Below are 25,126 nucleotides of genomic sequence, written 5' to 3' on the forward strand. Positions count from 1 at the left end.
GTGCTGATGCCCCGGGACCGCGCGGGCTTCTGCCTTCGGGACCGCGGTGACCTCTGCCCCGGGACCGCGCGGACTCCTGCCCCCGGAACCACTGGGACTCCTGCCTGGTCCGTCCGATGTCCCGGCCCCGGCCACGTGCCCGTGCCCGTCGGCCGTGCCTCAGCCCGTCGCCAGCAGGACCGTCCCCAGCAGAGCCAGGACGGCGCCCGCGGCCTGGACCCCGCGCAGTCGCTCCCCGAGAACACCCCGTGCGGCCAGTGCCGTCACGACCGGATACAGCGACGCCAGGACGGCGGCCACGGTGACCGGGCCGTGCTGCGCCGCGACCGCGTACGTGCCGTTCGCCGCCACATCGGCCAGCCCGACGAAGGCCAGTGCGGGCAGTGCGGCCCGCACGGTGTGCCGGCCACCGTCCTCCGGCAGCGCGCGCCCGCCCCGGAGGACCGAGACGTACAGGGCCGATCCGCCGACGGCGATGTTCGTGACGCGCTGCACGAACAGGGCGAGGAAGAGACCGGTCACCGTCGTGGAGGCCTGCGCGATCAGCGTCATCACGGCACCGAAGCCGAAGGCGGCCAGCAGCGTCAGTGCGACGGCCCGGCGCTGCACGGGCGCTCCGCGCAGTTGCGGCCCGCCGGCCAGGACCACCCCGGCGACGGCGATCAGGATGCCGGCGAACTGGGGCGCCACCGGCCGCTCGCCGAGGAACAGACCCACCGCCACCGGCACGGCCACCCCGAGCGAGCCGAGCGGGGAGACCACACCCATCGGGCCCAGTGCCAGGGCCTTGTAGAAGCTCAGCATCGCCACCGGCCCGACGGCGCCCGCCGCGACCGCGAACCAGAGCCGTCCCCCGGCCTCGTGCCAGGCTCCGGTCGCGAGCACGACGGTGCCGAGCACGGCGGCGGCGATGCACTGCGACACGGCGACCACGGTCAGGGCGGGCGTGCGCCGGGTGAGCAGACCGCCGCCGAAGTCGGCCAGACCCCACAGCAGACTCGTGGCCAGGGCGAACAGGGCTGTCATCGTGCGCCTCGCAGTACAGTGCCGTGGTCGGTGGGTGCACCACACCGTAGTGCAGTATTTTCGACTCTGTCATCCAAAATATTGGACGGAATGTGTCTGACCTCGATCAGCTCACGCAGTCGCTGGCTCGCAACCTCAAGCGCTGGCGAGGTGAGCGTGGGTTCACGCTGGACGCCCTCGCAGCCCGGGCGGGGGTCAGCCGGGGCATGATCATCCAGATCGAGCAGGCGCGTACGAACCCCAGCGTCGGCACCACCGTGAAACTGGCCGACGCCCTGGGGGTCAGCATCACGACCCTCCTCGACTACGAGCAGGGCTCACAGGTGCGACTGGTGCCCGAGGACCAGGCGGTGCGCATGTGGTCGACGGAGGCGGGCAGTTCGACCACGCTCCTGGTCGGCACCGAGGCCCGAGGGCCGATCGAACTCTGGTCCTGGCGCCTCATGCCGGGCGATGCCAGCACCTCGGACCCGCACCCCGAGGGCACGGTCGAACTCCTCCACGTGACGGCCGGCGAGTTGACGCTGATCGTGGACGGTGAGCCGCATGCCGTACCGGCGGGGACATCGGCGACGTTCGAGGCGCATGTGCCGCACAGCTACCGCAACGACGGTGCCGAGCCTGCCGAGATGACCATGGCGGTGGCGATCCCGCCGGTGCGCCGCGAGATCAGGTGAGCCGCCAGAACAGGTGAGCCGCCGGAACAGGCGAGCCGAGAGAACAGGTGCGCCGCGCCCGGGGGCTCCCGGAGTGAGCCGGGGCCCCTCGGGGCACTACCGCGGCGCGGGCCGATGCCGCCCGAGCCACCCCTGGGCGAAGTCCACCGCCGCCCGGATACCGAAGAGGCGGCTGCTCGCCGAGCCCACCGTGCCGGACCGGATCGATCCCGCGCGGTCCTCCCGCAGGAAGTCGTCGCCGAGGGCCGCGAAGTCGCCGTCGTCCAGCACGACGTCCTCGTACTCCCACCAGCGGCGCCTGCCGTCGGGCGCGACCACACAACGGTAGGCGCGTCTGGGCAGCGGCGCGGGCAGGCGGTACTCCGCGAGATGGAAGGCGCTGCAGCTGTCGAAGCCCGTGCCCAGCAGCAGGACCTGGGCATCGGACTCGTAGAGCCGGGCGAGAGGGGAGTCCTCGCCCAGGTGGCAGTCCTGGCGGTGGCCGGTGATCAGCTTCTCGGCCGCGGGACCGAGGGCCGCGAACGAGGTCTGCGGGTGTGCGCTGCGCACGGCGCCCGGAGTGAGCCGCACCGTCTCCGCCAGTGCCCCCATGGCCGGTGCCGGAGAGGTCTCCGCGTCGTACGGCGGCATCGCCGCGCGCAGGGCCGTGCGCGCCTCCTCGCCGAGACCCCGCACACGGTCCAGGTAGGAGCGCGAGGTGTCGGAGTTCTCCGGCGTGAAGGACGGGACGACCAGCGTGCCCCCCGGGCCCAGGGCCGTGAGCAGCGCATGCGCCATCGAGCGGGCGTCCGCACCGGCCGAGCGCATCGAGGCGTGCACCAGCAGGACGCCGCCCCGCCGCACGCCGAGCTCGCGCAACTGGGTGGCCGCGCCGTCGCGAGTGAGCAGGAGATGCCGTGTCACGGCGCACATTCTCCACGCCGGTGACCCGCTGCGACACCACGCCTACCCGGCGAACACGGAGAGACGGATGCCCGCGGCGCGCGCGGGGAGCGCGCGGAGCGGTCAGGCGCGGCTCCGCAAGCGGGGTATCTCGATCGCGGGGCAGCGGTCCATCACCATGTCGAGCCCGGCTGCCCGAGTGCGCGCGCAGGCCTGTTCGTCGATCACGCCGAGCTGGAACCAGACTGCCTTCGCTCCCGCCTCCACCGCCTCGTCGGCGACGGCTCCGGCCAGCTCGCTGTTGACGAAGACGTCCACCACGTCGACGGGGAAGGGGATCTCCGCCAGCGAGGCGTATCCCTGTTCGCCGTGCACCGTCTCGGCCTTGGGGTGGACCGGCACCACCTTCTTCCCGAAGAGCTGGAGGACCTCGGCCACCCCGTACGCGGCGCGCGAGCGGTTTCCGGACAGGCCGACCACCGCCCAGGTGTCGCCCGTGTCCTGGAGAATCCTGCGGATCGTGTCATCGTCTGCGTACATGCCCGGACAACGGACGGTGACGCCGGACCATTCCCCACGGGAGGGTGAACGGCGTGTTGGAACCGGCGCATAGGGTGGGCGGATGCAGGAGCAGTACCACACCGTCGCCCGCGCGGGTGTGCACGAGACCGAGGTCAGCCGATCGCGCTTCCTCTGCGCACTCGCTCCCGCCGCCACCGAGGAAGAGGCGCAGGAGTTCGTCGCGCGCGTCCGCAAGGAGCACCCCACCGCGAACCACAACTGCTTCGCGTACGTCATCGGCGCCGACGCCTCGGTGCAGAAGGCCAGTGACGACGGCGAGCCCGGCGGGACGGCGGGCGTCCCGATGCTGCAGATGCTCATGCGCCGTGACGTCCGGTACACCGTGGCCGTGGTCACCCGCTATTTCGGCGGCGTCAAACTCGGCGCGGGCGGACTGATCCGCGCGTACGGGGGTGCGGTGGGGGAGGCGCTCGACGCTCTGGGCACGGTCACCCGGCGCCGGTTCCGGCTCGCCAGCGTGACGGTGGACCATCACAGGGCGGGCAAGCTGGAGAACGATCTGCGCGCGAGCGGCCACGCCGTCCACGACGTCACGTACGCGGAGGCCGTGACCTTCGGGATCGGGCTCCCGGACGCCGAGGTCGACGCCTTCAGGAGCTGGCTGGCGGACGCCACCGCAGGCTCCGCGACACTCGAACTGGGTGGCGAGGCCTACGGGGACGTCAGGGACGGATGAGGTGTCCGGAGCCGCACGGCACTAGCGTGGTCGGCCCGGCGCGGAATCCCGCGGCCGGCGGAGGGCGGGACCCGTGGGGTCCCCGGGGGCGAAGGAAACGGAACATGCGGGGCGAAAAGGCCGGGGTGACGTGGTGAGGATCCTGCACACCTCGGACTGGCACCTGGGCCGGTCGCTCCACCGGGTCTCCCTGCTCGACGCCCAGGCGGCCTTCGTCGACCACCTCGTGGAGACGGTGCGGCAGCGGTCGGTCGAGGCCGTCGTCGTGGCCGGTGACGTGTACGACCGGGCCGTTCCGCCGCTCACGGCCGTCCAGCTGTTCGACGACGCGCTGCACCGGCTGGCGGCCGCCGGAGTACCCACGGTCATGATCTCCGGAAACCACGACTCGGCCCGGAGGCTGGGTGTCGGCTCCGGGCTGATCGCGCGGGCGGGCATTCACCTGCGTACCGATCCGGCGGACTGCGCCACCCCGGTCGTGCTCCACGACACCCACGGCGAGGTGGCGTTCTACGGGCTGCCCTATCTCGAACCCGCTCTCGTGAAGGACACGCTGGGCGCCCCGAAGGCCGGGCACGAGGCCGTCCTCACGGCAGCCATGCACCGCGTACGGGCGGACCTGGCCTCCCGGCCGGCCGGCACTCGTTCCGTGGTCCTCGCCCACGCGTTCGTCGCGGGCGGTGAACCCAGCGACAGCGAACGCGACATCACCGTCGGCGGCGTCGCCGCCGTGCCCGCCGGCGTCTTCGACGGCGTCGACTACGTCGCGCTCGGCCACCTGCACGGCTCCCAGGCCGTCACGGAGCGGGTGCGCTACTCGGGCTCGCCGCTCGCCTACTCCTTCTCCGAGCACGTGCACCGCAAGTCCATGTGGCTCGTCGATCTCGGCCCCGGCGGTGAGATCGGGGCCGAACGGATCGACTGCCCCGTACCGCGTCCCCTCGCCCGGCTGCGCGGACGCCTGGCCGGCCTCCTCGACGACCCCGCGCTCGAACGGCACCGCGAGTCCTGGGTGGAGGCCACCCTCACCGACCCCGCCCGCCCCGACGAGCCCATGGCCAGACTCGCCGAACGTTTCCCGCACACCCTCAGCCTCGTCTTCGAGCCGGAACGGACCCCCGAGGACCCCCTCGCGTCGTACGCCCAGCGGCTCAGGGGACGCGACGACCAGCAGATCGCGGAGGACTTCGTGGCCCACGTACGCGGCGGAAGCGGCCCGAGCACACAGGAGCGGACGGTGCTGCGCGACGCCTTCGACGACGTGCGGGTCGACGACGCGGTGGACGAGGTGGCCCGTTGAGGCTGCACAAACTCACCCTGACCGCGTTCGGGCCCTTCGGCGGCACCCAGGAAGTCGACTTCGACGCGCTGTCCGCCGCCGGGATTTTCCTGCTGCACGGACCGACGGGCGCGGGCAAGACGTCCGTCCTCGACGCCGTCTGCTACGGGCTGTACGGCGCCGTGCCCGGCGCCCGGCAGAGTCCCGGCACCTCGCTGCGCAGCGACCACGCCGAGGCCGGTCTCCCGACCGAGGTGATCCTGGAACTGACCGTCGGCGGACGCCGCCTGGAGATCACCAGAAGGCCCGCGCAGCCACGCCCCAAGAAGCGCGGCGGGGGATTCACGACGGAGAAGGCCCAGAGCCTGCTGCGGGAGTACGCCACCGAGAAGGGCTGGCAGGCCCTCAGCCGCTCGCACCAGGAGATCGGTGAGGAGATCGGCACGCTCATCGGGATGAGCCGAGAGCAGTTCTGCCAGGTCGTCCTGCTGCCCCAGGGCGACTTCGCCCGCTTCCTGCGGGCCGACGCCGAGGCGCGGGGCAAACTGCTCGGAAGGCTCTTCGACACCCGCCGTTTCGCGGCCGTCGAAGACCGCCTGGCCGAACTCCGCCGGGCCGCGGAGGCCCGGGTCAGGGCCGCCGACGAGCAGATCCTCGCCCTGGCCCAGCGCATCGCGCAGGCGGCCGGACCTGCCGCGGGCGAGACGGACCTCCCCGAGGACCGCGCGGGCGAACCGGGACTGGCCGAGGGAGTGCTCCAGTGGGCCGCGATCGCGCGCAGCGGAGCCCGGGAACGGCTCGACGTCGCCCGATGCGTCCTGGACGAAGCGGAGAGCAGGAACGCGGCCGCGCGTGAGGCACTCGAGGCCGAGCGCGAACTGGCCCGCCTCCAGCAGCGGTACGAGGAGACCCGCCGTCGTGCCGCGGGACTGGAGGACCGCCGCGCCGAGCGCGACCGCTGCCACGAACAGCTGACCCGCGCGCGCAAGGCGGACCTCGTCGTCCCCGCGCTCGAACTACGGGACGAGGCCGAACGCACGCACCGCTCCGCCGTCGCGGAGCGCGAGCGGTCCCGAGCCGGACTCCCGGCCGGACTCGCCGACGCCGGTTCCGACGAGCTCGCCGAGAGGGAGCGGGGGATCCGTGCGGAAATCGGAGCCCTCGACGCCGCCCGCCGGGCCGAACGCCGCAGCGCGGAGATCGACGACGAACGGGCCGATCTCGAAAGGCAGTCCCGCGCCGATGACGAACTGATCCAGGAGGCGGCGGACTGGCTGTCTCGCTGGGACGCCACTCGCCGAGGCCTCACCGACCGTGTGGAGGCCGCGCAACTCGCGGCGACCCGGGCGGAACAGCTGGCGGGCCGGCTGGGCCCGGCCCGCGGGAGGCTGGACGCGGCACGCCGGCGTGACGCGCTCGCCGGACAGGAGGACCGGGCGGCGGCGGACCTCGCGCGGGCGCGTGAACACGCGGTCGGAGCCCACGAGCACTGGCTCGGGCTCCGTGAGCAGCGCCTCCAGGGCATCGCCGCGGAACTGGCGGACCGGCTGGTCGACGGGACGGCCTGCGCGGTGTGCGGGTCCGCCGAACACCCCGACCCCGCCCGCCCGGCGGCGGGCCACGTGGACCGGGCCACGGAGGAAGCGGCCCTCACCGCTCACCGGAGCGCCGATCGGGCACGCGCGGAAGCGGAGAGCGCGCTCGGTGTGCTGCGCGAACGGCTCGCGGCGGCCCGGGCGGAAGCGGCCCGGGACGCGGACCCCGCTGAATCCGCCGATCCGGGCGGAGAGGGGCCCGGGCCCGGCGTGCCGGAGACCGAGCGCCTTTCTTCGGTCGCCGCACTCCAGGAGGCCGTGGACCTGCTCACCGGGCAGCACACACAGGCGCACCGGCTGGCCGCCGGCACGCACGCGGCCCGCGAAGCCCTCGCCGCCGCCGAGCGCGAGCACCTCGGACGGCTCGACGAATGCCGGCAGGCCGAACGCCGTGCGGCGGCGCGTACCTCACAGAAGGAAGCCCTCGACCGTGAGCAGGGCGCGCTGGAAGCCGAGTTGGTGAAGGCGCGCGGCCCCTTCGGCACGGTCGCCGAGCACGCCGGCCTGCTGGGCCGGCGGGCCCGGCTGCTCGCGGGCGCCGCGGAGGCGCTCCGCGCCGAGGAGACCGCCGCCGAACGCCTCAAGGAAGCGGACGGCAGGCTCGCCGACGCGGCGTTCCGGGCCGGCTTCGACACCCCCCGGGCCGCCGCGGCGAAGGTCCTCGACGACACGGCGCAGCGAGAACTCCAGCACCGGATCGACGCCTGGCAGACGGAGGCCGCCGCGGTCGCCGACCGCCTCGCCGAGGAGGACGCCAGGGAGGCCGCGGAGCGCCCGGCCGCAGCGCCCGCCGACGCCCAGGCGGCGTACGACCTCTCGGTGAAGGCGCTGCGCGAGGGCGCGGCCTCCCACGCCGCCGCGCAGGAGCGCACCGTCGAACTCGGCCGGCTCTCGCGTCGGACGGCGGACGAAGTGCGCGCTCTGGGCCCGCTGCGCGAGGAGTACGAGCGGGTGGCCCGGCTCGCGGGCCTGACCGCCGGGACCTCCGCGGACAACGAACGCAGGATGCGCCTGGAGGCGTACGTGCTGGCCGCCCGCCTCGAACAGGTGGCGGCCGCCGCGACGGCCCGCCTGCAGCGCATGTCCTCCGGCCGCTACACCCTCGTCCACTCCGACGAACGCAGCGGCGGCCGGCGGGCCGGGCTCGGCCTGCACGTCGTCGACGCCTGGACCGGCCGGGAGCGCGACACGGCGACCCTGTCGGGCGGGGAGACCTTCTTCGCCTCGCTCGCCCTCGCGCTCGGCCTCGCGGACGTCGTGACGGACGAGGCGGGCGGCGTACGGCTGGACACGCTCTTCATCGACGAGGGGTTCGGCAGCCTGGACGACCAGACCCTCGACGAGGTGCTGGACGTCCTGGACTCCCTGCGGGAGCGGGACCGCAGTGTCGGCATCGTCAGCCACGTCGCCGACCTGCGCCGCCGCATCCCCGCCCAGCTCGAAGTGGTGAAGGAGCGCCACGGTTCGGCGGTGCGCCACCGGGCGGGCGGGTCGCTCAGCGGCTGATGGCCCGCCGTGGCAGCGGTGAGGAGTACACGATGCTCGTCGTCACGGAACCGAGCGTCCCGATCCGGCCCGTGATCTCCTCCAGATGACGCATGGACCGGGCGGTGACCTTGAGGACGAAGCAGTCGTCCCCCGTCACATGGTGCGCCTCCACGATCTCCGGGGTGGTGTCCGTCAGGTCGTGGAACGGCTTGTAGTTGCCGTTCGGATAGCGCAGGCGCACCAGGGCGAGGATCGGCATCCCCAGGCGTTCCGGGTCCACCACGGCGGAGTACCCGCTGATCACTCCCGCCTCCTCGAGACGGCGGACCCGCTCCGTCACCGCGCTCGGGGACATCGCCACCGCGCGGGCCAGTTCGGCGAAGGAGGCACGTCCGTCCCGCTGCAGGACGTCGAGGAGGTGCCAGTCCGTGGCGTCCGGGGAATACTCGGTCATGGCGACCAGACAACAGTGATATCCCCTTGGATACAAGGCATTTGCCGGGGAACCTCACTTCCGGTGGCGGGTTGCCGACCATAGATTTCTGGTCATGAACACACAGGCGATCGCCACCGGTAACCCCGTCCTCCGTGTCCCGCCCGCTTCCCCGGCTGCCGCTGCCGCGTACTTCAGCGCCTCGCTCGCCTTCCACGCGGACGTGTCCGACGTGGCGGCGGCGCTCGGATCCGGGGCGGAGCCCGGGTTCGTCGTGCTGGACTCCCGCTCCACCGCCTCCTGGGACCAGGGCCACGTCCCCGGCGCGATACACCTGCCGACCGCCCTCGTCGCGGACCGGGCGGCCGGGCTCCTCGATCCGGAGGTTCCCGTGATCACCTACTGCTGGGGGCCGGGCTGCAACGGCGCGACCCGTGCCGCGCTGGCCCTCGCCGAACTCGGCTACCAGGTCAAGGAGATGCTCGGCGGATTCGAGTACTGGGTGCGGGAGGGCTTCGCCTACGAGACCCGGGAGGGGCCGGAGCGGCGCGTCGCCGACCCGCTCACCGCACCTGCCGGCGATGCGGACTGCGGCTGCTGACCCGCCCGGACGGCGAGCAGGGCGGCGAAGAGGTTCCCGCCGTCGTCGTCCGCGGGCAGCCCGCTGACCTGGCCGTCCCCCACCTCCACCACCCGCCACACCCCGTCCTCGCGGAGGGCCATGTCGGTGGTGACCCACCGGCAGCCGAGCTCCCGCACGGCCTCACGGACCGGGCCGAGGGCGGGCTCCGGCACGCGGCCGGGTGTGTCGGGATGAGCCGTCACCAGCACGGGCTCGCCGTCCACCCACCAGACACGCGCCTCACCTTCCGGCACGAACGGCTCGAAGGCGCGCAGCACCACACCGCCGGCCAGGAACTCGCCCTGCAGGGCGAGGAACCGGTCCACCACGGCGGTGAGCCGCGCCGGGTCCCCGAGCTCCGGCACGAAACAGGCTTCGTGCCAGTCGTGCTTGCGGGACTTCACGAAGTCCTTCACGATCCCCGGCCCCGGGCCGAGCGACCGGGCGAGGGCGGACCACGGCGCGGGATCGGCCGGGATCTCGCCGGTGTGCCGGGGCTGCCAGACGCTGCGCGGGGTGAGATCAGCGAACACGCCGTACCAGCCTGGGAGTTCGTGTGCCTTCCGATAGCCGGCCGCGCCGGTCAGCAGGCGGCAGCCACGGGCGACGAGAGCCTGCTCCAGGTCCACGTATCGCACCGACGGGATCATCCAGCCCCGGTACCAGTACGGACCCGAATCGCGCGGCACCCGGCTCACCGCGCTCCCCGCGTCGCCGGCGAGCAGCGCGTCGTGGTCGATCGTGACGACCTGGGCACCGGCCCGACGAGCCGCGGCGGCCTCCCCGGCGAACGCGCCGTCCGGCCGGCCGGGCAGCAGGGGGTCGCGGCAGAACAGGAATCCGGGCGGAGTCATGCACCACTCATTCTCGGGCGGCATCGCCCCATCGAGGGCGGCAGCGAGGAAACGGCGGGGTCGGGGGCCGTACCCCCGGACCCCGCCGACGACGCGATCAGAGCCTGGACAGCTCGTCCACCAGGTCGTCGAGGCCGAGCGACCCCTGCGACAGCGCGGCCATGTGCCACGCCTTGAGGTCGAACGCGTCCCCGTGCGCCTTGCGCGCGTTCTCCCGGCCCAGCAGCCAGGCACGCTCGCCCAGCTTGTAGCCGATCGCCTGCCCCGGCATCGACAGGTAGCGGGTCAGCTCGCTCTCCACGAAGTCCGCCGGCCGGCCGCTGTGGGCGCCGAAGAACTCCTGCGCCAGGTCCGGCGTCCACCGCTCGCCCGGGTGGAACGGCGAGTCCGCGGGGATCTCGAGTTCCAGGTGCATGCCGATGTCGACGATCACGCGGCACGCGCGCATCATCTGCGCGTCCAGATAGCCGAGGCGGCGCTCCGCGTCGGGCAGGAAGCCCAGCTCGTCCATGAGCCGCTCGGCGTACAGCGCCCAGCCCTCGGCGTTGGCACTGACATGACCGATCGACGCCTGGTAGCGCGAGAGGCTCTCGGCCACGTGCGTCCACTGCGCGATCTGCAGGTGGTGCCCTGGCACGCCCTCGTGGTACCAGGTGGACACCAGGTCGTACACGGGGAAGCGGGTCTCACCCATCGTCGGCAGCCAGGTGCGGCCGGGACGCGAGAAGTCCTCCGAGGGGCCCGTGTAGTACGGGGCGGCCGGGCCGCCCGCCGGGGCGATGCGGGATTCCACCTTCCGCACCCGCTCGGCCAGTTCGAAGTGCGTGCCGTCCAGGGCTTCGATGGCCTCGTCCATCAGGCCCTGCAGCCACTCCCGCACCTCCTCCTCACCCTCGATGTGCTTCCCGTGCACATCGAGGTGGGCGAGAGCCTCCCACGGGCCCGCGCCCGGAAGGATCTTGTGTGCCTCGGTCCGCATTTCGGCGAGCAGCCGGTGGTACTCGGACCAGCCGTAGGCGTACGCCTCGTCCAGATCGAGGTCCGTGCCGTTGAACTGGCGGGCCCAGCGGGCGTAGCGCTCGCGGCCCACGGTGTCCGGGGCACCCTCGATCGCGGGGGCGTACACCTCGCTCAGCCAGTCGCGCAGCGCGATGAGTGCCGCGGTCGCCTGTGCGGCCGCTCCGTCCAGCTCCGTGCGCAGGGAGCCGGGTCCCTCGGCCACGAAGCCCTCGAAGAACGCCGGGCCGTCGTCGCCCGTCCAGGCCCCCAGCTGACCGATGAACGTGGCGGTCGGCCGGGGCCCCCCGTACAGCTTGCGCTCCAGACCGAGCGCGAGCGAGGAGCGGTACCCCTCGATCGCGGCCGGAACCGCGCGCAGACGGTCCACGACGGCGGACCAGTCCTCGTCGGTGTCCGTCGGCGTCGCCGAGAAGACGTCCCGCAGGCTGTGGACCGGAGAGTGGATGTTGGAGACCGCCCGCAGCCCCTCCTCCGCCTCGTGGACGGCGAGTTCGGCCGTCAGGCGCTCGCGCAGCAGCCGCGCACAGCGCTTCTCCTCCGCCGCCTCGGCGCCCGGCACCTGCTCCGCCGCGTCGAGTTCCACCAGCGTGCGCCGGGCGAGACCGGCCATTGCCTCCTGGCCCTCGGGCGAGAGATCGGGCAGCCTGCGGGAGCTTTCCGCGACACCGAGATAGGTGCCTGTGATCGGGTCGAGTTCGATGTACGCGTCGACGTAGGCGTCGGCGACCTGACGGGGCAGCGCGCTGCTCGATGTGTCTGGCATGTGGACATCCTCGTACGGCTGAGGCCCTCGCGTCACGGGTAATACGACTTCGGCCGGGAGAGATCCATTACGGGGCCGGAGGATCCTGATGCTGTTCCCTGACACCGGGGCCGGACGGTGGCGGCATCAGCGGGCCGCACTCCCACTGCTGGAAGATCAGCCGCGTCTCCACCCGGGCGACCTCCCGGCGTGAGGTGAACTCGTCCAGTACCAGCCGCTGCAGGTCCGCCGGGTCGGCGACGGCCACATGCACCAGGTAGTCGTCCGGGCCGGTCAGGTGGAAGAACGCCCGTGACTCCGGCAGAACCCGGATCCGCTCGACGAACGGGCCGATCAGCTCCCGGCGGTGCGGCCTGACCTGGATGAGCAGAAGCGCCTCCAGACCGCGGCCGATCCGCGCCGGATCGATGCGCAGCCGGTGTCCGACGATCACCCCCGAGCGGCGCAGCCGCGCGACCCGGTCGAGACACGTGGACGGCGCCACACCCACCTCCGCGGCGAGTTCCCGGTACGTCGTCCGGGCATCGTTCTGCAGCAGTCGCAGAATATGCAGGTCTACCGGATCGAGAGCGACGGATTCAGGCATCCGGCGAACGTAGCACGGCCTACCGGCACTATCGCCCGTTGCTTGTTCAGGCTGGCACCATGGACACCGAAGCCTCCTCCCTGACATCCCAGGCCCCCTTCCGGTCCAGGGCGCTCGCCACCGAAGCCGTGCACGCCGGACGCGATGATCTCGCCTCTCTCGGTCTGCACGCCGCGCCGATCGATCTCTCCACCACCTACCCGTCGTACGACTCCCGGGGTGAGGCCGAGCGCATCGACGCCTTCGCCACGACGGGGGCCAGGCCCGACGGCCCGCCCGTCTACGCCCGGCTCGACAACCCCACGACGGCCCGCTTCGAGACCGCGCTCGCACGGCTGGAGAGCGCCGAGAGCGCGGTGGCCTTCGCCAGCGGAATGGCGGCGCTCACCGCCGTCCTGCTGGCCCGCGCGAGCCTGGGGCTCCGCCACGTGGTGGCGGTCCGTCCCCTCTACGGGTGCAGCGACCACCTGCTGAACGCCGGTCTGCTGGGCACCGAGGTGACCTGGACGGACCCGGCGGGCATCGCGGAGGCGATCCGCCCCGACACCGGCCTGGTGATGGTCGAGACACCCGCCAACCCGACCCTGGCCGAGATCGACATCAGAGCGGTCGCGCACTCCTGCGGGTCCGTACCGCTGCTGGTCGACAGCACCTTCGCCACACCGGTCCTGCAGCGGCCGGTCGAGCAGGGGGCCCGGATCGTCCTGCACAGCGCCACCAAGTACCTCGGCGGACACGGTGACGTGATGGGCGGAGTGGTCGCCTGCGACGAGGAGTTCGCCTCCACCCTGCGGCAGGTCCGGTTCGCGACCGGGGGCGTGCTGCACCCGATGGCCGGATATCTGCTGCTGCGCGGGCTTTCCACACTGCCGGTACGCGTCAGGGCCGCGTCGGCGTCCGCCGCGGAACTCGCCCGCAGGCTCTCGGCCGACCCCCGTATCGCCCGTGTCCACTACCCGGAGGTGGGCGGGGCGATGGTGTCCTTCGAGGTGTACGGGGATCCGCACAGGATCATCGCCGGGGTGCGCCTGATCACGCCCGCGGTGAGCCTGGGCAGCGTGGACACGCTGATCCAGCATCCGGCCTCCATCAGCCACCGCATCGTGGGTGAGGGAGACCGGCGGGCCGCGGGCGTCGGCGACCGGCTGCTGCGTATGTCGGTCGGCCTGGAGGACGTCGAGGACCTGTGGGCCGATCTGTGCCAGGCGCTCAGTGACGGAACGGCTGTCCCGCCCGCCCGGACCGGGGGAGCGGCCGCGGCGCCTGTCCCGCAGGCCCGGTAGCGGGCCGGTCCGCCGGCTCCGCGTCCGGCCGGGCGGGAGACGGGGCCAGGCGCGCGGTGATGACCAGGGTGCCCTCCTCGATCTGGTAGTCGAGGGGCAGCGACAGCGCGCGCATGGCGGCGACCATCCCCGTGTTGTGGGCCTGCGTCACGGCGTAGACGCTCTCGCATCCCGCTTCGACCGCCAGGCCCACGAGGCGGTCGAGGAGCTGCGAACCGATGCCGCGGCGCTGCCAGTCGTCCTCGACGACGAGAGCGACCTCGGTCTCGTCCCCGTCCCAGAGCAGGTGCCCGAGCGCCACCAGCCGGCCGGAGGCCGTCTGCACGGCGAGGGTGCGGCCGAAACGCGGGCTCAGGAGGTGGTCGAGATACCGGTCGGCGTCGCGGACCGGACCGTGGTAGCGCAGGCCCAGGGTGCGCTCGGAGCAGCGGCCGTGCATGGCGACCGCTGCCTCCAGGTCGCCTTGATCGGCCCGGCGGACCGTGATCTCGTTGCCCTCCGGCAGCGTGAGGACGTCCTCGCTGCGAGGCACCCGAGGTCCGAGCCGGGCATCGAGCTCGACCAGGGCCCGCGCGCGGGCGAACTCCGTGGGAGTGAAGGGCAGGTAGGGGCGTTCGACGCTGATGACACCGCCGGACGGATCGCGCAGCCTCATCACGGTGTCCTCCAGGACACCTTCCACGGGCGCACTCTCCCCGGTGGGCCGCCCGGTGACCGACAGGGCGGGCAGCGAGTGGATGGTGCAGCGGCCGAGCAGCTGACGCAGGGCCAGGGGGAGTTCGGCCGCGTCCATGGCCGTGCGCGTAGCGAGGCCGAGGACCCTGGTCGGGGTGTCGACCAGGTCGTGTGCGTCCGCGCGCTCGATCCAGGTGGAGGTCCCGCCGGCGGAGGCGATCTCCCGGGTGAGCCGCCGCGCCGGCAGCGCGCCGGGCGCCCGCAGCAGGAACTCGTCGACGGTGCCCTCCGCCAGAGGGTGCGTCTGCAGGGTGAGGATGTCGATCCGGTGACGGGCGAGTGCGATGCAGAGGGCGGCCAGGGCACCCGGGGTGTCCTGCACGGTCGTCCGCATCCGCCACAGCACCGTCTCCAGCTCATCCTCCGCGCCGGCCGAGGCGAGCTCCGCCCGTGTACCGGCATCCGTTTCGGCATGGATATCGGTATCCGTATCGGAATCCGGAGGCGGTGCGTGGCTGTGGCGTCGTGCCCACCATGTGTGGAACGCGGCCGTGGCCGCGAGGGCCACGGCCGAGGCGACGAGCAGGTAGGGGCCGTCGGGCTGGTGCCCGATCAGGTTGGCGACTGCGTCGGCCACCGCGACCGCGGTGAAGAGCGCGGCCAGCTCGATCAGATCCCGCCGCCAGTGGTGCGGGTGGCGGGCGCTCTTCGCAGATGTCACATCAGTCATGCAGCCACTGTGACCGAACGGTGTTGCCTGACCACGAACGCATTGTGACTGATGGGTTACGTGTGGATCCGGCCGTTCTGATCGCCTTCGGCACCTTTCTGCGGGCGTGGGCGTGGGGGTGAGCGTGGGGCATCAGGAATGAGCGTGGGGGATCAGGCGTGAGCTTGGGGGCTCAGGGGGGCCGGACATGACGGGCTAGGGACGTGGCGGGCGGAGTCGCTCACCGGCCGATGCGCCCCGGCTGCAGTGTCCTGCTGAGGAGGACTGAGGCACCATCTGCCCGCGGTCGAACCGTCAGCTCCCCGCTGCCTCCGTCCTTGCGAGGCCGTCGCGCGGCCCGGTCCCGGGCGGCACGACGAGAAGGGATCAGCAGCCGGCGTCGAGGATGACCCGTGCCACAGCGTCAGGGTCGTCGTTCATGGGGACGTGGCCGCATCGCGGCAGGCGGACGAGCCGGGCACCAGGGATGACCCTCTTCACCCTGACGCCCTGCCGACGGGGAGCAGCAGGTCCCGGGCGCCCCAGGCGGCGGTGACGGGGATGCCGGGCAGATCGTCGGTGAAGGCGGGAACCGCCCGGCCGCCAGGGTGCCGGCAGCGCTGCGCGATAGACGGGTGATCAAGGGCAAGGGCAACGGCATTGCGAGCGCCGCTCCGCGCATCGCGCGGAGTACCCCGAAGGCGTACCTGCGCTCGCTCTCGGGTCCAGAACCCGGCGGGGGAGAAGGCGGAGGCCGATCGGACGCTTCTCTCCTGGCCCAGCTCCAGGGCCAGGAGACCGCCCAGGGAGTTGCCCGCGACGTGCGGGCGTACGAGGCCGACTGCCTCGAAGAACGACGCGAGCACCGGCACCACTGTTCGCACACCGCACGAGAGCCCGTCCGGCAGCGATGGCGAGGAGCCGAATCCAGGGAGGTCGACGGCTATGACATCCCGCTCCGCCGCCAGGATGCGCAGCGCGGGATCCCAGGCCTGTCGGTGGTTACCGACGCCGTGCAGCAGCACCAACGGCTCGCCCTCACCTGTTCGTTCGTACGCCGGACGGACCGTGTCCAGCCTGCGGGGGAGTCGGCGGCGAACAAGAGCGCGTCGGCCGTACCGCTCCTCGGGATCATCGGGCGTGGGGACGGAGTGAATGAGACTCCACGTCAACAAGAATTGCCGTCCGGTAGCTCGTAGTTCAAGAGGTCACCCCGATTCCCGCTGGACACCCTCCGGTGCGTCGGCTGGGATGGGGAAGTGACTGCCGACACCGCGACTGATCTCTTCGAAGAGCACCGGCCCGTCCTGACCGGGGTCGCGTACCGCATGCTCGGCCGCATCGCCGACGCCGAGGACGTGGTGCAGGAGGCATGGCTGCGCTGGTCGTCGGCCGATCGGGACGATGTGCGGGAACCGCGGGCCTATCTCGTGCGTATCACCACTCGGCTCGCCATCGACAGGCTCCGCCACCTGCAGTCCCGGCGTGAGGCGTATGTGGGGCCCTGGCTGCCCGAACCCGTGATCACCGGATTCGGGCAAGCGGTTCCCGACTCCGCCGAACAGGCGGTCCTCGCGGACTCCGTCTCCCTGGCGGTCCTCATCGTCCTGGAGACGCTCTCCCCGCTGGAGCGCGCGGTCTTCGTCCTGCGCGAGGCGTTCGGCTTTCCGTACGCGGAGATCGGCGTCACCCTCGACCGGTCGGAGGCGGCGGTACGCCAGCTCGCCGGTCGCGCGAAGCGGCATGTCGAGGAGGGCCGGCCTCGCTACGACGTGGACCCGGCCGAGCGGCGCGATCTTACGGAGCGCTTCCTTGCCGCCGCCTCGGGCGGCGGACTCGACCAGTTGCTCGCCCTGCTGGCGCCCGACGTGCGGCTCGTCAGTGACAGCGGTGGCAAGGCAAAGGCACCCCGACGGATCATCGAGACCGCGGACAAGGTGGGACGCTTCCTGTTCGCGGTGGCCCACGACTGGCCTTCGCGGATGGAGGCCCGGATCCTGGAACTCAACGGTGGACCCGCCCTGGTGTTCAGTGTGGACGGGCAGGTGGACACCGTTTTCCAGGCCGAGGTCACCGACGGCGTCATCCGGTGTGTCTACGTGATTCGCAACCCCGACAAGCTGACGGGGCTGCGCGTCAGGTAGCGCAGGAACCTCGCCGTGCGGGGGCCGTCCTGCGACTGCCGGGGTGGCGCGAGACGCGAGGTGTGAGGCCGGGTCGGACTTCCGGGCGCTTCTGGGGCCTGCGGGCCTGCGGGGGTGGGCCTCAGGGCGGTTCGGAGGCCCGGCATTCGCATGTGCCCGGATCCTGCACGGGGACCGGGCCGCTCGCTCGTGATGTTCTCTGAGGACGCCCTTGACTCCGGTGACCCGGGTTCCGGTGCCTTCGGCTCTGCTTGTTGACGAGGTGCCGGTAGGCGAGGTGTCAGGTCGGCGAAGTGTCAGGACCGCCCGGGCACGTGCGTGCCGCCCGCAGCGCCTGACTGGTCCGCCGGAGCTCTCCCGCAGTCGCGCCGATCACGCTTCCGCGCGTTCCGTGCTTTCGCCTCTCTCATGCTTCGTGGGCCCAACGGATCCGGGCAGCACGGATCAGGGCAGTCGCGAGGTGGCGCATTGCCTACGCCCACGGCCGCACGAACGTCCCGTGAACGCTCTGCGGCAGGAAGCAGTTTCTCTCCGTTACCGCGCGAGGATTGGTCTTGACCAAGGTGGTGAGCCGCCCTAAGGTCTGAACGTTAAGGCAGGAACCTTTAATAAATAACGTCGCGGAAAAGCTGTCGAGCGATTGCGGAGGACAGGGTGGGGACCACGCAGCTGGAATCGGTGCAGGAGCCGAAGTACTGGCACCTCAAGACCGTGCTCAGTGAGGCACTCGACTCGGACTTCGCGGTGGGAGAGGTACTGCCCAACGAGCGGGATCTCGCAGCGCGCTTCGGCGTCGCACGCGCGACGCTCCGGCAGGCACTCGAGCAGCTCGAACTCGAAGGGCGGCTGCAGCGCCGACGCGGCGTGGGCACGACCGTCGCACCGCCGCGTGTCGGAGTGGCCGTCGCGACTGCGCAGCACGGATGGTCCGGCGACGGGGACGAGGCGTGGCAACCCGTCGAGTGCACCATGGCCGTCGCGCCCGCAGTGGTCGCTGCCGCGCTCGACGTCGAAGCCGGTGAGACGGTGCATGTGGTGCGTCGCATCCGGATGACCCATGGGCAGGCCGTAGCCGCTGAGCTCCTCTACGTCCCGGCGTCCTCCGTACCCGAACTCTCCGCTATCGAGGCGGCGTCCGGGCCGGCCAGGGCCCGCAGCGTCCTGAGGGAGCTGCACCGTCTCGACCTCGACGGCCAGGACCGTTCGGTCGAGCTGGGGTCAGCCCGTGCGGATGACGCCAAGGAGCTCGATCGGCTGCCAGGAGCCCCCGTGCTCGTCGTCACTACGCGTTACCTCGTGGCACGGGCCACAGCGGCCGTCTCCGTCGCCACCTACCGGGCTGATACCTGCAGGCTCACCTTCGGCGATTCGGGAGCCCTCGAAATCAGTCACGCTGAGCAGGAACGCAAGGCCTCCTGACACCGTTCGCGGGTGCCTCGGTGCCTCGGTGCCTCGGTGCCTCGGTGCCTCGGTGCCTCGGTGCCTCGGTGCCTCGGGTATGTCATGTGCGGGTCGACGTCTGCGTGATGACGCCTCGGAGCGAGTCCGGTGTGGGCCAGCTCATTCGAACGGCCCGCCGCTGTCAGCGGCGGGCCGTCATCGTTCCCTCGACGGCGAAGAGCTGCTCTTCCACATGGTCCAGGGCCAGCCGCAGCGCGCCTGTGGCGACGGCGGCCTCGCCGAGGAGCGAGAGAGTGACACGTGGCGGCCGCAGGCAGTAGCGGGCCAGCTCGTCGCGAAGTGGGTCCAGCACTCCGTCCAGGCCGGCGGCCCACCCACCGATCACCACGAGCTCGGGATCGAGCGCGAGTACCAGAGCGGCGACATCGTGGACCAGCCTTTGATTGAACCGTGCGACTGCTGCCTGGGCACCCGAGTCCCCGTCCCTGGCCTTGGCGAAGACCGCAGCGACCGCTTGCTCGTCCAGAGGATCTAGCGGGGTGTCCGTCGTGGAGAGAAGGTGTTCCGGTGTGACGTCCCTGCCCAGCAGATGAAGCGCGCCGATCTCGCCGGCCGCTCCACCGAACCCGCGGTGCAGTCGTCCCCCGATCAGCGAACCGGCGCCCGGGCTCAAGCCCGCCAGGACGAAGACGATGTCGTCGGACTCGGTCGCCGCACCTTTCCAGTGCTCGGCCACCGCGGCGGCATTGGCGTCATTCTCCACCAGGACCGGGCAACGGAAGGAACGCCGCAGCCTCTCGCCGAGCGCGAGCCCCGTCCAGTCGGGCAGCGCCGTACCCAGTCTTACGGTGCCGTCAGCCTCCACGATGCCCGGGCTACCGACCCCCACCGCGCGCAAACTGCTCCTCGCCACCCCGGTACGCCGCAACAGATCCACGATCATGGCCCTGACCTGTTCGAGCCTGTCATCCGCACACGCCGTTTCCGAGACATCGCGTGACCCGGCCCCGACCACCCTGCCGTCCAGCCCCGAGAGAAGGGCGGACACCCGATGGGGGCCGATCTCGATGCCCAGCAGATACCCCGCCTCGGCTCGGAACCTGAACCGCCGGGCAGGCCGCCCCTGGCGGCGGGCTCCGCTGTCGTCGGGCAGCGCCTCGACGACCAGACCCTCACCGAAGAGGCCCTCGACGACCCCCTCGACCGTGGGACGGGACAGACCGGTGATTCGCGTCAGATCCGTGAGTGTGGGCGAATCCGCGCCTCGAAGGGCATGCAGCACCACTGCGGAATTGATCCGCCGGAGCAGAGACGGATCCCCACCGGTCAGCCTGCCCACCGTGTGTCCTCCCAGGTCGTGCGTGTCTGCCGGATGGTACTCGCTGCCTCGAACCACGGCGACCACCAGCCGACGGGAGTTACTGGTCACCGCATAGGGTGCACCGAGCGGGCGGAGGCTTGTCCCGGTCAGCTCGGAGCCACGAAGCCCGACTCGTAGGCCGCGATGACCGCCTGGGTCCGATCCCTGGCTCCCAACTTCGCGAGAATCGCGCTGACATGTGTCTTCACGGTCTCGACTCCGACGACGAGCTCGGCTGCGATCTCAGCGTTGGACTGCCCCCGCGCCATGAGCCGGAGCACCGCAGCCTCCCGGTCGGTGAGCGCGGCTCTGTGCATGCGTTCTCGCGCCTTGCTGCTGCCGTACTCGGCGGCGAGCTGCCGGACCGCTGCTGGAAACAGCAGCGACTCGCCCTCCGCCACCAGGCGTACGGCATGCACGATTTCCGAGGGTCGGGCGCGCTTGAGGAGGAACCCGTCAGCCCCGGCCCGCAGTGCCTCGTACACGTACTCGTCGTTCTCGAATGTCGTCACCACGAGAATCTTTGGCGGATCGGGAACGGTCCGCAGGACCAGGCGGGTCGCCTCGATGCCGTCCATCAACGGCATGCGTACGTCCATCGCGACGACATCGGGCCGAAGCCGGCTCACCAGCGGAATCACTGCCGCGCCATCTCCGGCCTCGCCCACCACCTCGATATCGGGCTGGGCCTCCAGGACCGCGCGCAACCCCGCACGCACCAAGGGTTCGTCGTCGACCAGAAGTACGGTAACCGGCATCAGGTCAGCGTATGCGGTCCAGCGGGAGGCTCGCGTGCACGATCCATTCCCCCTTGTGCGGTCCCGTCCTCGCTTTTCCGCCGAGCAGCGCGGCCCGCTCCCTCATGCCCCGCAGACCGCTTCCGCCGCCGCGGCCGCGCGACGACCCCACAAGAGGATTGGCCACCTCCAGATCCAGACGCGTCTCCTCCACGGCGATCCTCACCCGTACGGGAACAGCGCCTGCGTGACGGAGCACGTTCGTCAGCGACTCCTGCAGGATCCGGTACCCCTCGCGCGACACCGGGCCCGGAAGCAGATCCAGTGATCCCGTCATGTCGACGTCTATGGTCACCCCGGAGTCGCGGGCCGAATCCAGGAGCCTGTCGGCTTCGATTAGCGTCGGGCGTCCGCCGACGGGAAGGTCCGGCTCGCGCAGAACCCGCAGGACCCGCTCCAGATCCTCCAGCGCAGCGCGTCCCGTCTCCTCGATGGCTGCGAGGGCGCGTGCGGTGAACTCCGGGCTGTCCGCGGTCCTGGCCGCTCCTGCCTGCACCACCGCGATCGTCAGTGCGTGTCCGATGGAGTCGTGGAGCTCCCGGGCTATCCGATTGCGCTCCAGCAACAGCTGGGTGCGTTCCTCCAGGGCGGTCATGCGCTCGGCCGGGGAGGGGCCCAGCAGCCCGCGTGCGGCTGCTGTAGCCACTTCACCGCAGATGACGACCACTCCGAGCAGCAACAGCAAGGGCACCGGCGCGAGCAGCGCGCAGACCCAGCGCCCCGGGAGCACCTCCGCCAGCCAGTCCGTGGTCGGTTGGGCGCCGATCGCGGCGCCCACGAGGTCGAACGCTATCGCCGGCAACCAGACAGTGGCGAAGCCCGCTGCTGCCGCGAGCAGCAGCCTGACCTCGAGCCAGGCCACGGTCCGCCACCGCTCGGCCCATGTGGCTGCGGGAGCCGCTGAGATCGAGGCACCGGGCTTGCCGCGTTCTGCGGGTGTGAGGAGCAACTGCGCCTGCAAGCCCTCCGCGAGGCGAAACCCGGGCAGCAGACCGACCGGTACCGCGAAGAGACAGGGCATCCACGGTGTGTCCATGGAAATGAACAGCCACACGCTGACGACTGCGGATGGAATGAGCAAATGCAGCCAGCGGCTGTACGTGACGGGTCGGGCCAGCGGTCCGAGGAAACGGTGCATGCCGCAATCGTGTCAGCGTCGCGCTTGCCGGCGGCTCCCCCGAGCGAGGGATATCGACCCCTCCAGCGGGGGAGGCGGCGAGGGTAAGAGGCAGGCCAGCCTTGAGCCATGACCAGCATCGAAGTTCACGAACTCACCAAGGATTACGGGCCTGTCCGCGCTGTGGACCACCTCACGTTCAGTGTGCGGCCGGGGCGCGTCACGGGCTTTCTCGGACCCAATGGCGCCGGGAAGTCCACCACCATGCGACTCGCACTGGGGTTGGCCCGTCCTTCGGCCGGCTCGGCCACCATCGGCGGACGGCCCTACTCCGCCCTGGACAACCCGCTGCGCCGAGTCGGAGCCCTGCTCGACGTCCAAGCGGCGCACGGTTCACGGACCGCTCGCCATCACCTGCGTTTCCTCGCCGCGAGCAACGGCATAGCCGACAGCAGGGTCGAGGAAGCGCTCGAGGAGGCCGGCCTCTCAGAGGTCGCAGGGCGGCGAATCAAGACCTTTTCGCTGGGCATGCGGCAACGACTCGGTATTGCCGCGGCGCTGCTCGGCGAGCCCGAGGTGGTGATGCTGGACGAACCCTCCAACGGGTTGGACCCGGAGGGCATCGTCTGGATCCGCGAGCTGCTGCGCCGCATGGCGCGCGAGGGCCGGACCGTCCTGGTCTCCAGCCACCTGATGAACGAGACCTCGTCATTCGCCGACCACCTGATCGTTCTGGGCAGAGGTCGGCTCCTGGCCGATGTGCCGATGCGGCAGTTCCTCAGTTCTCGCACACGACCAGGTGTCTGGTTGCGGACCACCGAGGCCTCTCGTCTTCGGGGCGCCCTCACGCGCGAGGGGCACGTGCCCGTCGGGGACGACGGCGGGGACTGGACGATCGCAGGAGCAGAGGTGGAGGAGATCGGTGCGATAGCGGCCAGGGAGGGCATCCCTCTCATCGAGCTGACGCAGATGCGGGCGACCTTGGAAGAGGCGTACCTCGACCTCACCGCGAGCGAGACCCAGTTTTCCGCATCCGCGCCCCTGCGTGACGAGCCTGTCGGCCGGAAGGAGATCTGAGCGCCGTGACAATGCCTGGAAAAGCGGTCCTGCGATCCGAGTGGATCAAGACCATATCCGTCCGTTCGGTGTCCGGTTCGTTGATGTCGGTCTTCGGCGCGACCCTGTGCATCACCGTGCTCGTCTTCGCCTCCGTAGGGCAGGCCGAGGCGAATGACGCGGCCTACGATGCGGTCTTCTCCGCCTTCTACGCGCTGAACTTCGGTCAGCTCGCCGCCATAAGCTTCGGGGCGACCGCCGTGTCGTCGGAGTTCCTGAACGGCGCCTTGCGTATATCGCTTGCCGCAGTCCCCCGACGTGGCCTTCTCTACGGCTGCAAGATGTCGGTGGTCGGAGGGCTCGCTCTCGGCGTGGGCCTGATCACCAGCTTCACCACCTTTCTCGTGGGGCAGCTGTTCATGGGCGACTACGCGATCGGCCTGGGACATCCAGGTGCGCTACGAGCGGCTTTCGGTGGGGGTCTCTATCTCGCGCTGATGACGCTGTTCGCGGCGGGACTGACAGCACTCCTGCGCAGCGCGGTCGCCGTGCTGAGCCTGCTGATTCCCTTCATTCTGATCGTGTCCTTCGTCATTGGAGACATAGCCGGAGACGCTGCTCAATTTCTCCCTGACCAAGCCGGGCAGTTGGTACTGCACACACATCACGAGGCAGGGCTGGGCGCCTGGACGGGGCTTGCCGTTACCGCAGGGTGGGCCGGCCTCGCGCTCCTCGCCGGGTGGTGGTCCATGAGCCGACGCGATGCCTAGAGGCGGGGTGGACCTGTGGACCGGACGGGATGGGCCACGTATGCGCGAAGTGCATAGCGGGACACGGGACGTGCATCGCGGGACACGGGAAGTACATCGAGGGACGCGGTTCGCGGCGCGAGAGCTGTGAGTACATGACTCACGCCGCCCTCTGGCCAGAGAACTGACCCGCCGGACGTTTCCCTGGTTGGGTGCGGCGGCAGCACCGCGCCAATCCCGACAGCCGCCGGGCGAGTGGTGGCCGGGGTTCAAGGTCTGCCTGGGAACGGAGGCTTTTACCGGGTCGGTGCGTGTTTCGCGCGAGAGCGGTCAGTGCTCCCGGGGAGCGGAGCGACAGCCACGGCCCGGGCTGGTCGCCCCGAACGCCGGGCAGGCTGAACCAACGTCAGCGTCCCGTTGGTGGAGTCCAGGCCCGGGATGTGTCCCAGTGCAAGGCCATGTGTCAGTGGGGAGGGGTTTACTGACGATATGACGACCGCACATCACCTCGGCCTCATCGATGGAATGCGCACCCAGGACTTCCCTTCGGAGCGCCTCCACTCGGGCACAGGCGTCAGCGGACCCGGCTACCACACAGCGCTACTTGTCAGAGAAGACCTCGACGGAGAAGACGACACCCCAGACCCTGCGCAGCGGCGCGCGCAGTGCCTGGCGGAACATGACGCACTGCTCACACTGCTCACGCTTCGCTGGGGCGAACCGCAGGCCGTCAGTTTGTGGAGCGCGCAGGAACGCATGATGGCGGGCGAGAGGATAGCCGAGCCCTGGGCCGACCCCGTCTCAGGTTGCGAATACCTGCAGTTGTGGCGGGTCGAGGGGCGTTGGATAGCCATGATGTTGTATCTCCACGAGGCCGGACTGGGGTGCGAGCTGGCTGTTGTCGTGACGGTTGTCGATCCGCCGTGAGCACTTTGGCGGTCGATGCGACAACAGTTACCTGACAGCTTGATCAGCGCCTTGATGAGCTGCTTGATCAGCGCCTGGCCGGCACTTGTTGCGAGATGCGAGCCCGTGGACACAGGCATGGCGCCACTGCCCGGGCCACCGTGCTCCTTTCCCGAGTTGACGCACCATTGGTGGGCCGGGGCCGGGGCCGGCCCCGGGGCGGCAGTCCCACGGGCTCCTCACCCGAGCCCTGTACACGATGGATGGGGGCACACGGCTGCAGATGCGCCTGGGGTGGGGACTCGACTGCTGTGCGGACATCAGAAGGGTGAGGCCGCCCACAGCACACATGGGTCTGATGCACGATCGGGTGACATCTGAACTGGCTTGCCTTGTAGGGCAGGTGGGAAGGATGTCGCTGTGCCCAAGCCTTACCCCCAGGAGTT

The 25,126-nt window shown here is 71.0% G+C and carries 23 protein-coding genes; 11 read left to right on the forward strand and 12 right to left on the reverse strand.

What is annotated here, in order from left to right:
• Window positions 1-159: 159 nt before the first annotated feature.
• Window positions 160-1,026 (reverse strand): EamA family transporter, encoded by an 867-nt coding sequence (locus ACFYY2_RS33015; protein WP_388749938.1) that lies wholly within the window; start codon window positions 1,024-1,026, stop codon window positions 160-162.
• Between the two features lie 92 nt (window positions 1,027-1,118).
• Here ACFYY2_RS33015 and ACFYY2_RS33020 point away from each other — a divergent pair, with 92 nt between their 5' ends.
• The gene (locus ACFYY2_RS33020; RefSeq protein WP_388749941.1) at window positions 1,119-1,703 is read left to right on the forward strand and encodes a helix-turn-helix domain-containing protein; all 585 of its coding nucleotides are present in this window, start codon (window positions 1,119-1,121) and stop codon (window positions 1,701-1,703) included.
• A gap of 96 nt (window positions 1,704-1,799) precedes the next feature.
• On the opposite strand, the gene ACFYY2_RS33025 is transcribed toward ACFYY2_RS33020, so the two are convergent.
• Window positions 1,800-2,615 carry an aminoglycoside N(3)-acetyltransferase gene (locus ACFYY2_RS33025; protein ID WP_388749943.1) on the reverse strand — a complete coding sequence of 272 codons (816 nt, stop codon included), beginning with the start codon at window positions 2,613-2,615 and terminating at the stop codon, window positions 1,800-1,802.
• 93 nt (window positions 2,616-2,708) lie between these two features.
• Window positions 2,709-3,125: a CoA-binding protein gene (locus ACFYY2_RS33030; protein ID WP_388749946.1), complete on the reverse strand. Its 417-nt coding sequence runs from the start codon at window positions 3,123-3,125 to the stop codon at window positions 2,709-2,711.
• Between the two features lie 82 nt (window positions 3,126-3,207).
• Between ACFYY2_RS33030 and ACFYY2_RS33035 the strand changes: the two genes are divergently transcribed.
• The 3 genes from ACFYY2_RS33035 (at window position 3,208) to ACFYY2_RS33045 (ending at window position 8,223) form a co-directional block, all read left to right on the forward strand.
• Window positions 3,208-3,843 (forward strand): YigZ family protein, encoded by a 636-nt coding sequence (locus ACFYY2_RS33035; protein WP_388749949.1) that lies wholly within the window; start codon window positions 3,208-3,210, stop codon window positions 3,841-3,843.
• A gap of 133 nt (window positions 3,844-3,976) precedes the next feature.
• On the forward strand, window positions 3,977-5,143 hold the full coding sequence (locus tag ACFYY2_RS33040; RefSeq protein ID WP_388749987.1) for an exonuclease SbcCD subunit D: 1,167 nt from the start codon (window positions 3,977-3,979) through the stop codon (window positions 5,141-5,143).
• Window positions 5,140-8,223: an AAA family ATPase gene (locus ACFYY2_RS33045; RefSeq protein WP_388749952.1), complete on the forward strand. Its 3,084-nt coding sequence runs from the start codon at window positions 5,140-5,142 to the stop codon at window positions 8,221-8,223. The genes ACFYY2_RS33040 and ACFYY2_RS33045 overlap by 4 nt, the downstream gene beginning before the upstream one ends.
• Here the strand turns inward: ACFYY2_RS33045 and ACFYY2_RS33050 are convergent.
• Entirely contained in the window at window positions 8,213-8,659 is a 447-nt protein-coding gene (locus ACFYY2_RS33050) for an Lrp/AsnC family transcriptional regulator (protein WP_388749955.1), read from the reverse strand. The genes ACFYY2_RS33045 and ACFYY2_RS33050 overlap by 11 nt on opposite strands.
• 94 nt (window positions 8,660-8,753) lie before the next feature.
• Between ACFYY2_RS33050 and ACFYY2_RS33055 the strand changes: the two genes are divergently transcribed.
• On the forward strand, window positions 8,754-9,239 hold the full coding sequence (locus tag ACFYY2_RS33055) for a rhodanese-like domain-containing protein (RefSeq protein ID WP_388749958.1): 486 nt from the start codon (window positions 8,754-8,756) through the stop codon (window positions 9,237-9,239).
• Here the strand turns inward: ACFYY2_RS33055 and ACFYY2_RS33060 are convergent.
• The 3 genes from ACFYY2_RS33060 to ACFYY2_RS33070 all read right to left on the reverse strand — a co-directional run bounded on the left by ACFYY2_RS33060 (window position 9,158) and on the right by ACFYY2_RS33070 (window position 12,483).
• Window positions 9,158-10,114: an ATP-grasp domain-containing protein gene (locus tag ACFYY2_RS33060; RefSeq protein ID WP_388749961.1), complete on the reverse strand. Its 957-nt coding sequence runs from the start codon at window positions 10,112-10,114 to the stop codon at window positions 9,158-9,160. The two genes, ACFYY2_RS33055 and ACFYY2_RS33060, sit on opposite strands and share 82 nt — an antisense overlap.
• 97 nt (window positions 10,115-10,211) lie before the next feature.
• Entirely contained in the window at window positions 10,212-11,897 is a 1,686-nt protein-coding gene (locus ACFYY2_RS33065) for a DUF885 domain-containing protein (RefSeq protein ID WP_388749963.1), read from the reverse strand.
• A gap of 67 nt (window positions 11,898-11,964) precedes the next feature.
• Entirely contained in the window at window positions 11,965-12,483 is a 519-nt protein-coding gene (locus ACFYY2_RS33070) for an Lrp/AsnC family transcriptional regulator (protein ID WP_388749966.1), read from the reverse strand.
• A gap of 59 nt (window positions 12,484-12,542) precedes the next feature.
• Between ACFYY2_RS33070 and ACFYY2_RS33075 the strand changes: the two genes are divergently transcribed.
• Complete coding sequence (locus ACFYY2_RS33075; protein ID WP_388749969.1) at window positions 12,543-13,766, forward strand: trans-sulfuration enzyme family protein; 1,224 nt, start codon at window positions 12,543-12,545, stop codon at window positions 13,764-13,766.
• Here ACFYY2_RS33075 and ACFYY2_RS33080 read toward each other — a convergent pair.
• Together ACFYY2_RS33080 and ACFYY2_RS33085 are read right to left on the reverse strand one after the other, a co-directional pair.
• Window positions 13,693-15,162 (reverse strand): GNAT family N-acetyltransferase, encoded by a 1,470-nt coding sequence (locus tag ACFYY2_RS33080; RefSeq protein ID WP_388749990.1) that lies wholly within the window; start codon window positions 15,160-15,162, stop codon window positions 13,693-13,695. The genes ACFYY2_RS33075 and ACFYY2_RS33080 overlap by 74 nt on opposite strands.
• A gap of 485 nt (window positions 15,163-15,647) precedes the next feature.
• A complete protein-coding gene (locus tag ACFYY2_RS33085) occupies window positions 15,648-16,175 on the reverse strand; it encodes an alpha/beta fold hydrolase (RefSeq protein WP_388749993.1) in 528 nt (175 codons plus the stop codon).
• Window positions 16,176-16,409: 234 nt separating this feature from the next.
• Between ACFYY2_RS33085 and sigJ the strand changes: the two genes are divergently transcribed.
• Window positions 16,410-17,294 (forward strand): RNA polymerase sigma factor SigJ, encoded by an 885-nt coding sequence (gene sigJ / locus ACFYY2_RS33090; RefSeq protein ID WP_388749972.1) that lies wholly within the window; start codon window positions 16,410-16,412, stop codon window positions 17,292-17,294.
• A 654-nt stretch (window positions 17,295-17,948) separates the two neighbouring features.
• Entirely contained in the window at window positions 17,949-18,713 is a 765-nt protein-coding gene (locus tag ACFYY2_RS33095; protein WP_388749974.1) for a GntR family transcriptional regulator, read from the forward strand.
• Between the two features lie 163 nt (window positions 18,714-18,876).
• Here the strand turns inward: ACFYY2_RS33095 and ACFYY2_RS33100 are convergent, their stop codons facing one another.
• From ACFYY2_RS33100 to ACFYY2_RS33110, 3 genes are all read right to left on the reverse strand, one after another.
• On the reverse strand, window positions 18,877-20,034 hold the full coding sequence (locus ACFYY2_RS33100; RefSeq protein WP_388749996.1) for an ROK family protein: 1,158 nt from the start codon (window positions 20,032-20,034) through the stop codon (window positions 18,877-18,879).
• Window positions 20,035-20,162: 128 nt separating this feature from the next.
• Entirely contained in the window at window positions 20,163-20,813 is a 651-nt protein-coding gene (locus tag ACFYY2_RS33105; RefSeq protein WP_388749976.1) for a response regulator, read from the reverse strand.
• A gap of 4 nt (window positions 20,814-20,817) precedes the next feature.
• Window positions 20,818-21,990: a sensor histidine kinase gene (locus ACFYY2_RS33110; protein WP_388749979.1), complete on the reverse strand. Its 1,173-nt coding sequence runs from the start codon at window positions 21,988-21,990 to the stop codon at window positions 20,818-20,820.
• A gap of 108 nt (window positions 21,991-22,098) precedes the next feature.
• On the opposite strand from ACFYY2_RS33110, the gene ACFYY2_RS33115 reads away from it, so the two are divergent.
• The 3 genes from ACFYY2_RS33115 to ACFYY2_RS33125 all read left to right on the forward strand — a co-directional run bounded on the left by ACFYY2_RS33115 (window position 22,099) and on the right by ACFYY2_RS33125 (window position 24,701).
• Window positions 22,099-23,046, forward strand: coding sequence for an ABC transporter ATP-binding protein (locus ACFYY2_RS33115; protein ID WP_388749981.1), 948 nt, complete (start codon window positions 22,099-22,101; stop codon window positions 23,044-23,046).
• Between the two features lie 11 nt (window positions 23,047-23,057).
• Window positions 23,058-23,795, forward strand: coding sequence for an ABC transporter permease (locus ACFYY2_RS33120; RefSeq protein WP_388749999.1), 738 nt, complete (start codon window positions 23,058-23,060; stop codon window positions 23,793-23,795).
• A 468-nt stretch (window positions 23,796-24,263) separates the two neighbouring features.
• The gene (locus ACFYY2_RS33125; protein WP_388749984.1) at window positions 24,264-24,701 is read left to right on the forward strand and encodes a hypothetical protein; all 438 of its coding nucleotides are present in this window, start codon (window positions 24,264-24,266) and stop codon (window positions 24,699-24,701) included.
• Window positions 24,702-25,126: the final 425 nt, after the last annotated feature.

The sequence above is a fragment of the Streptomyces sp. NPDC001822 genome (assembly GCF_042892135.1).
Taxonomy (GTDB): Bacteria; Actinomycetota; Actinomycetes; order Streptomycetales; family Streptomycetaceae; genus Streptomyces.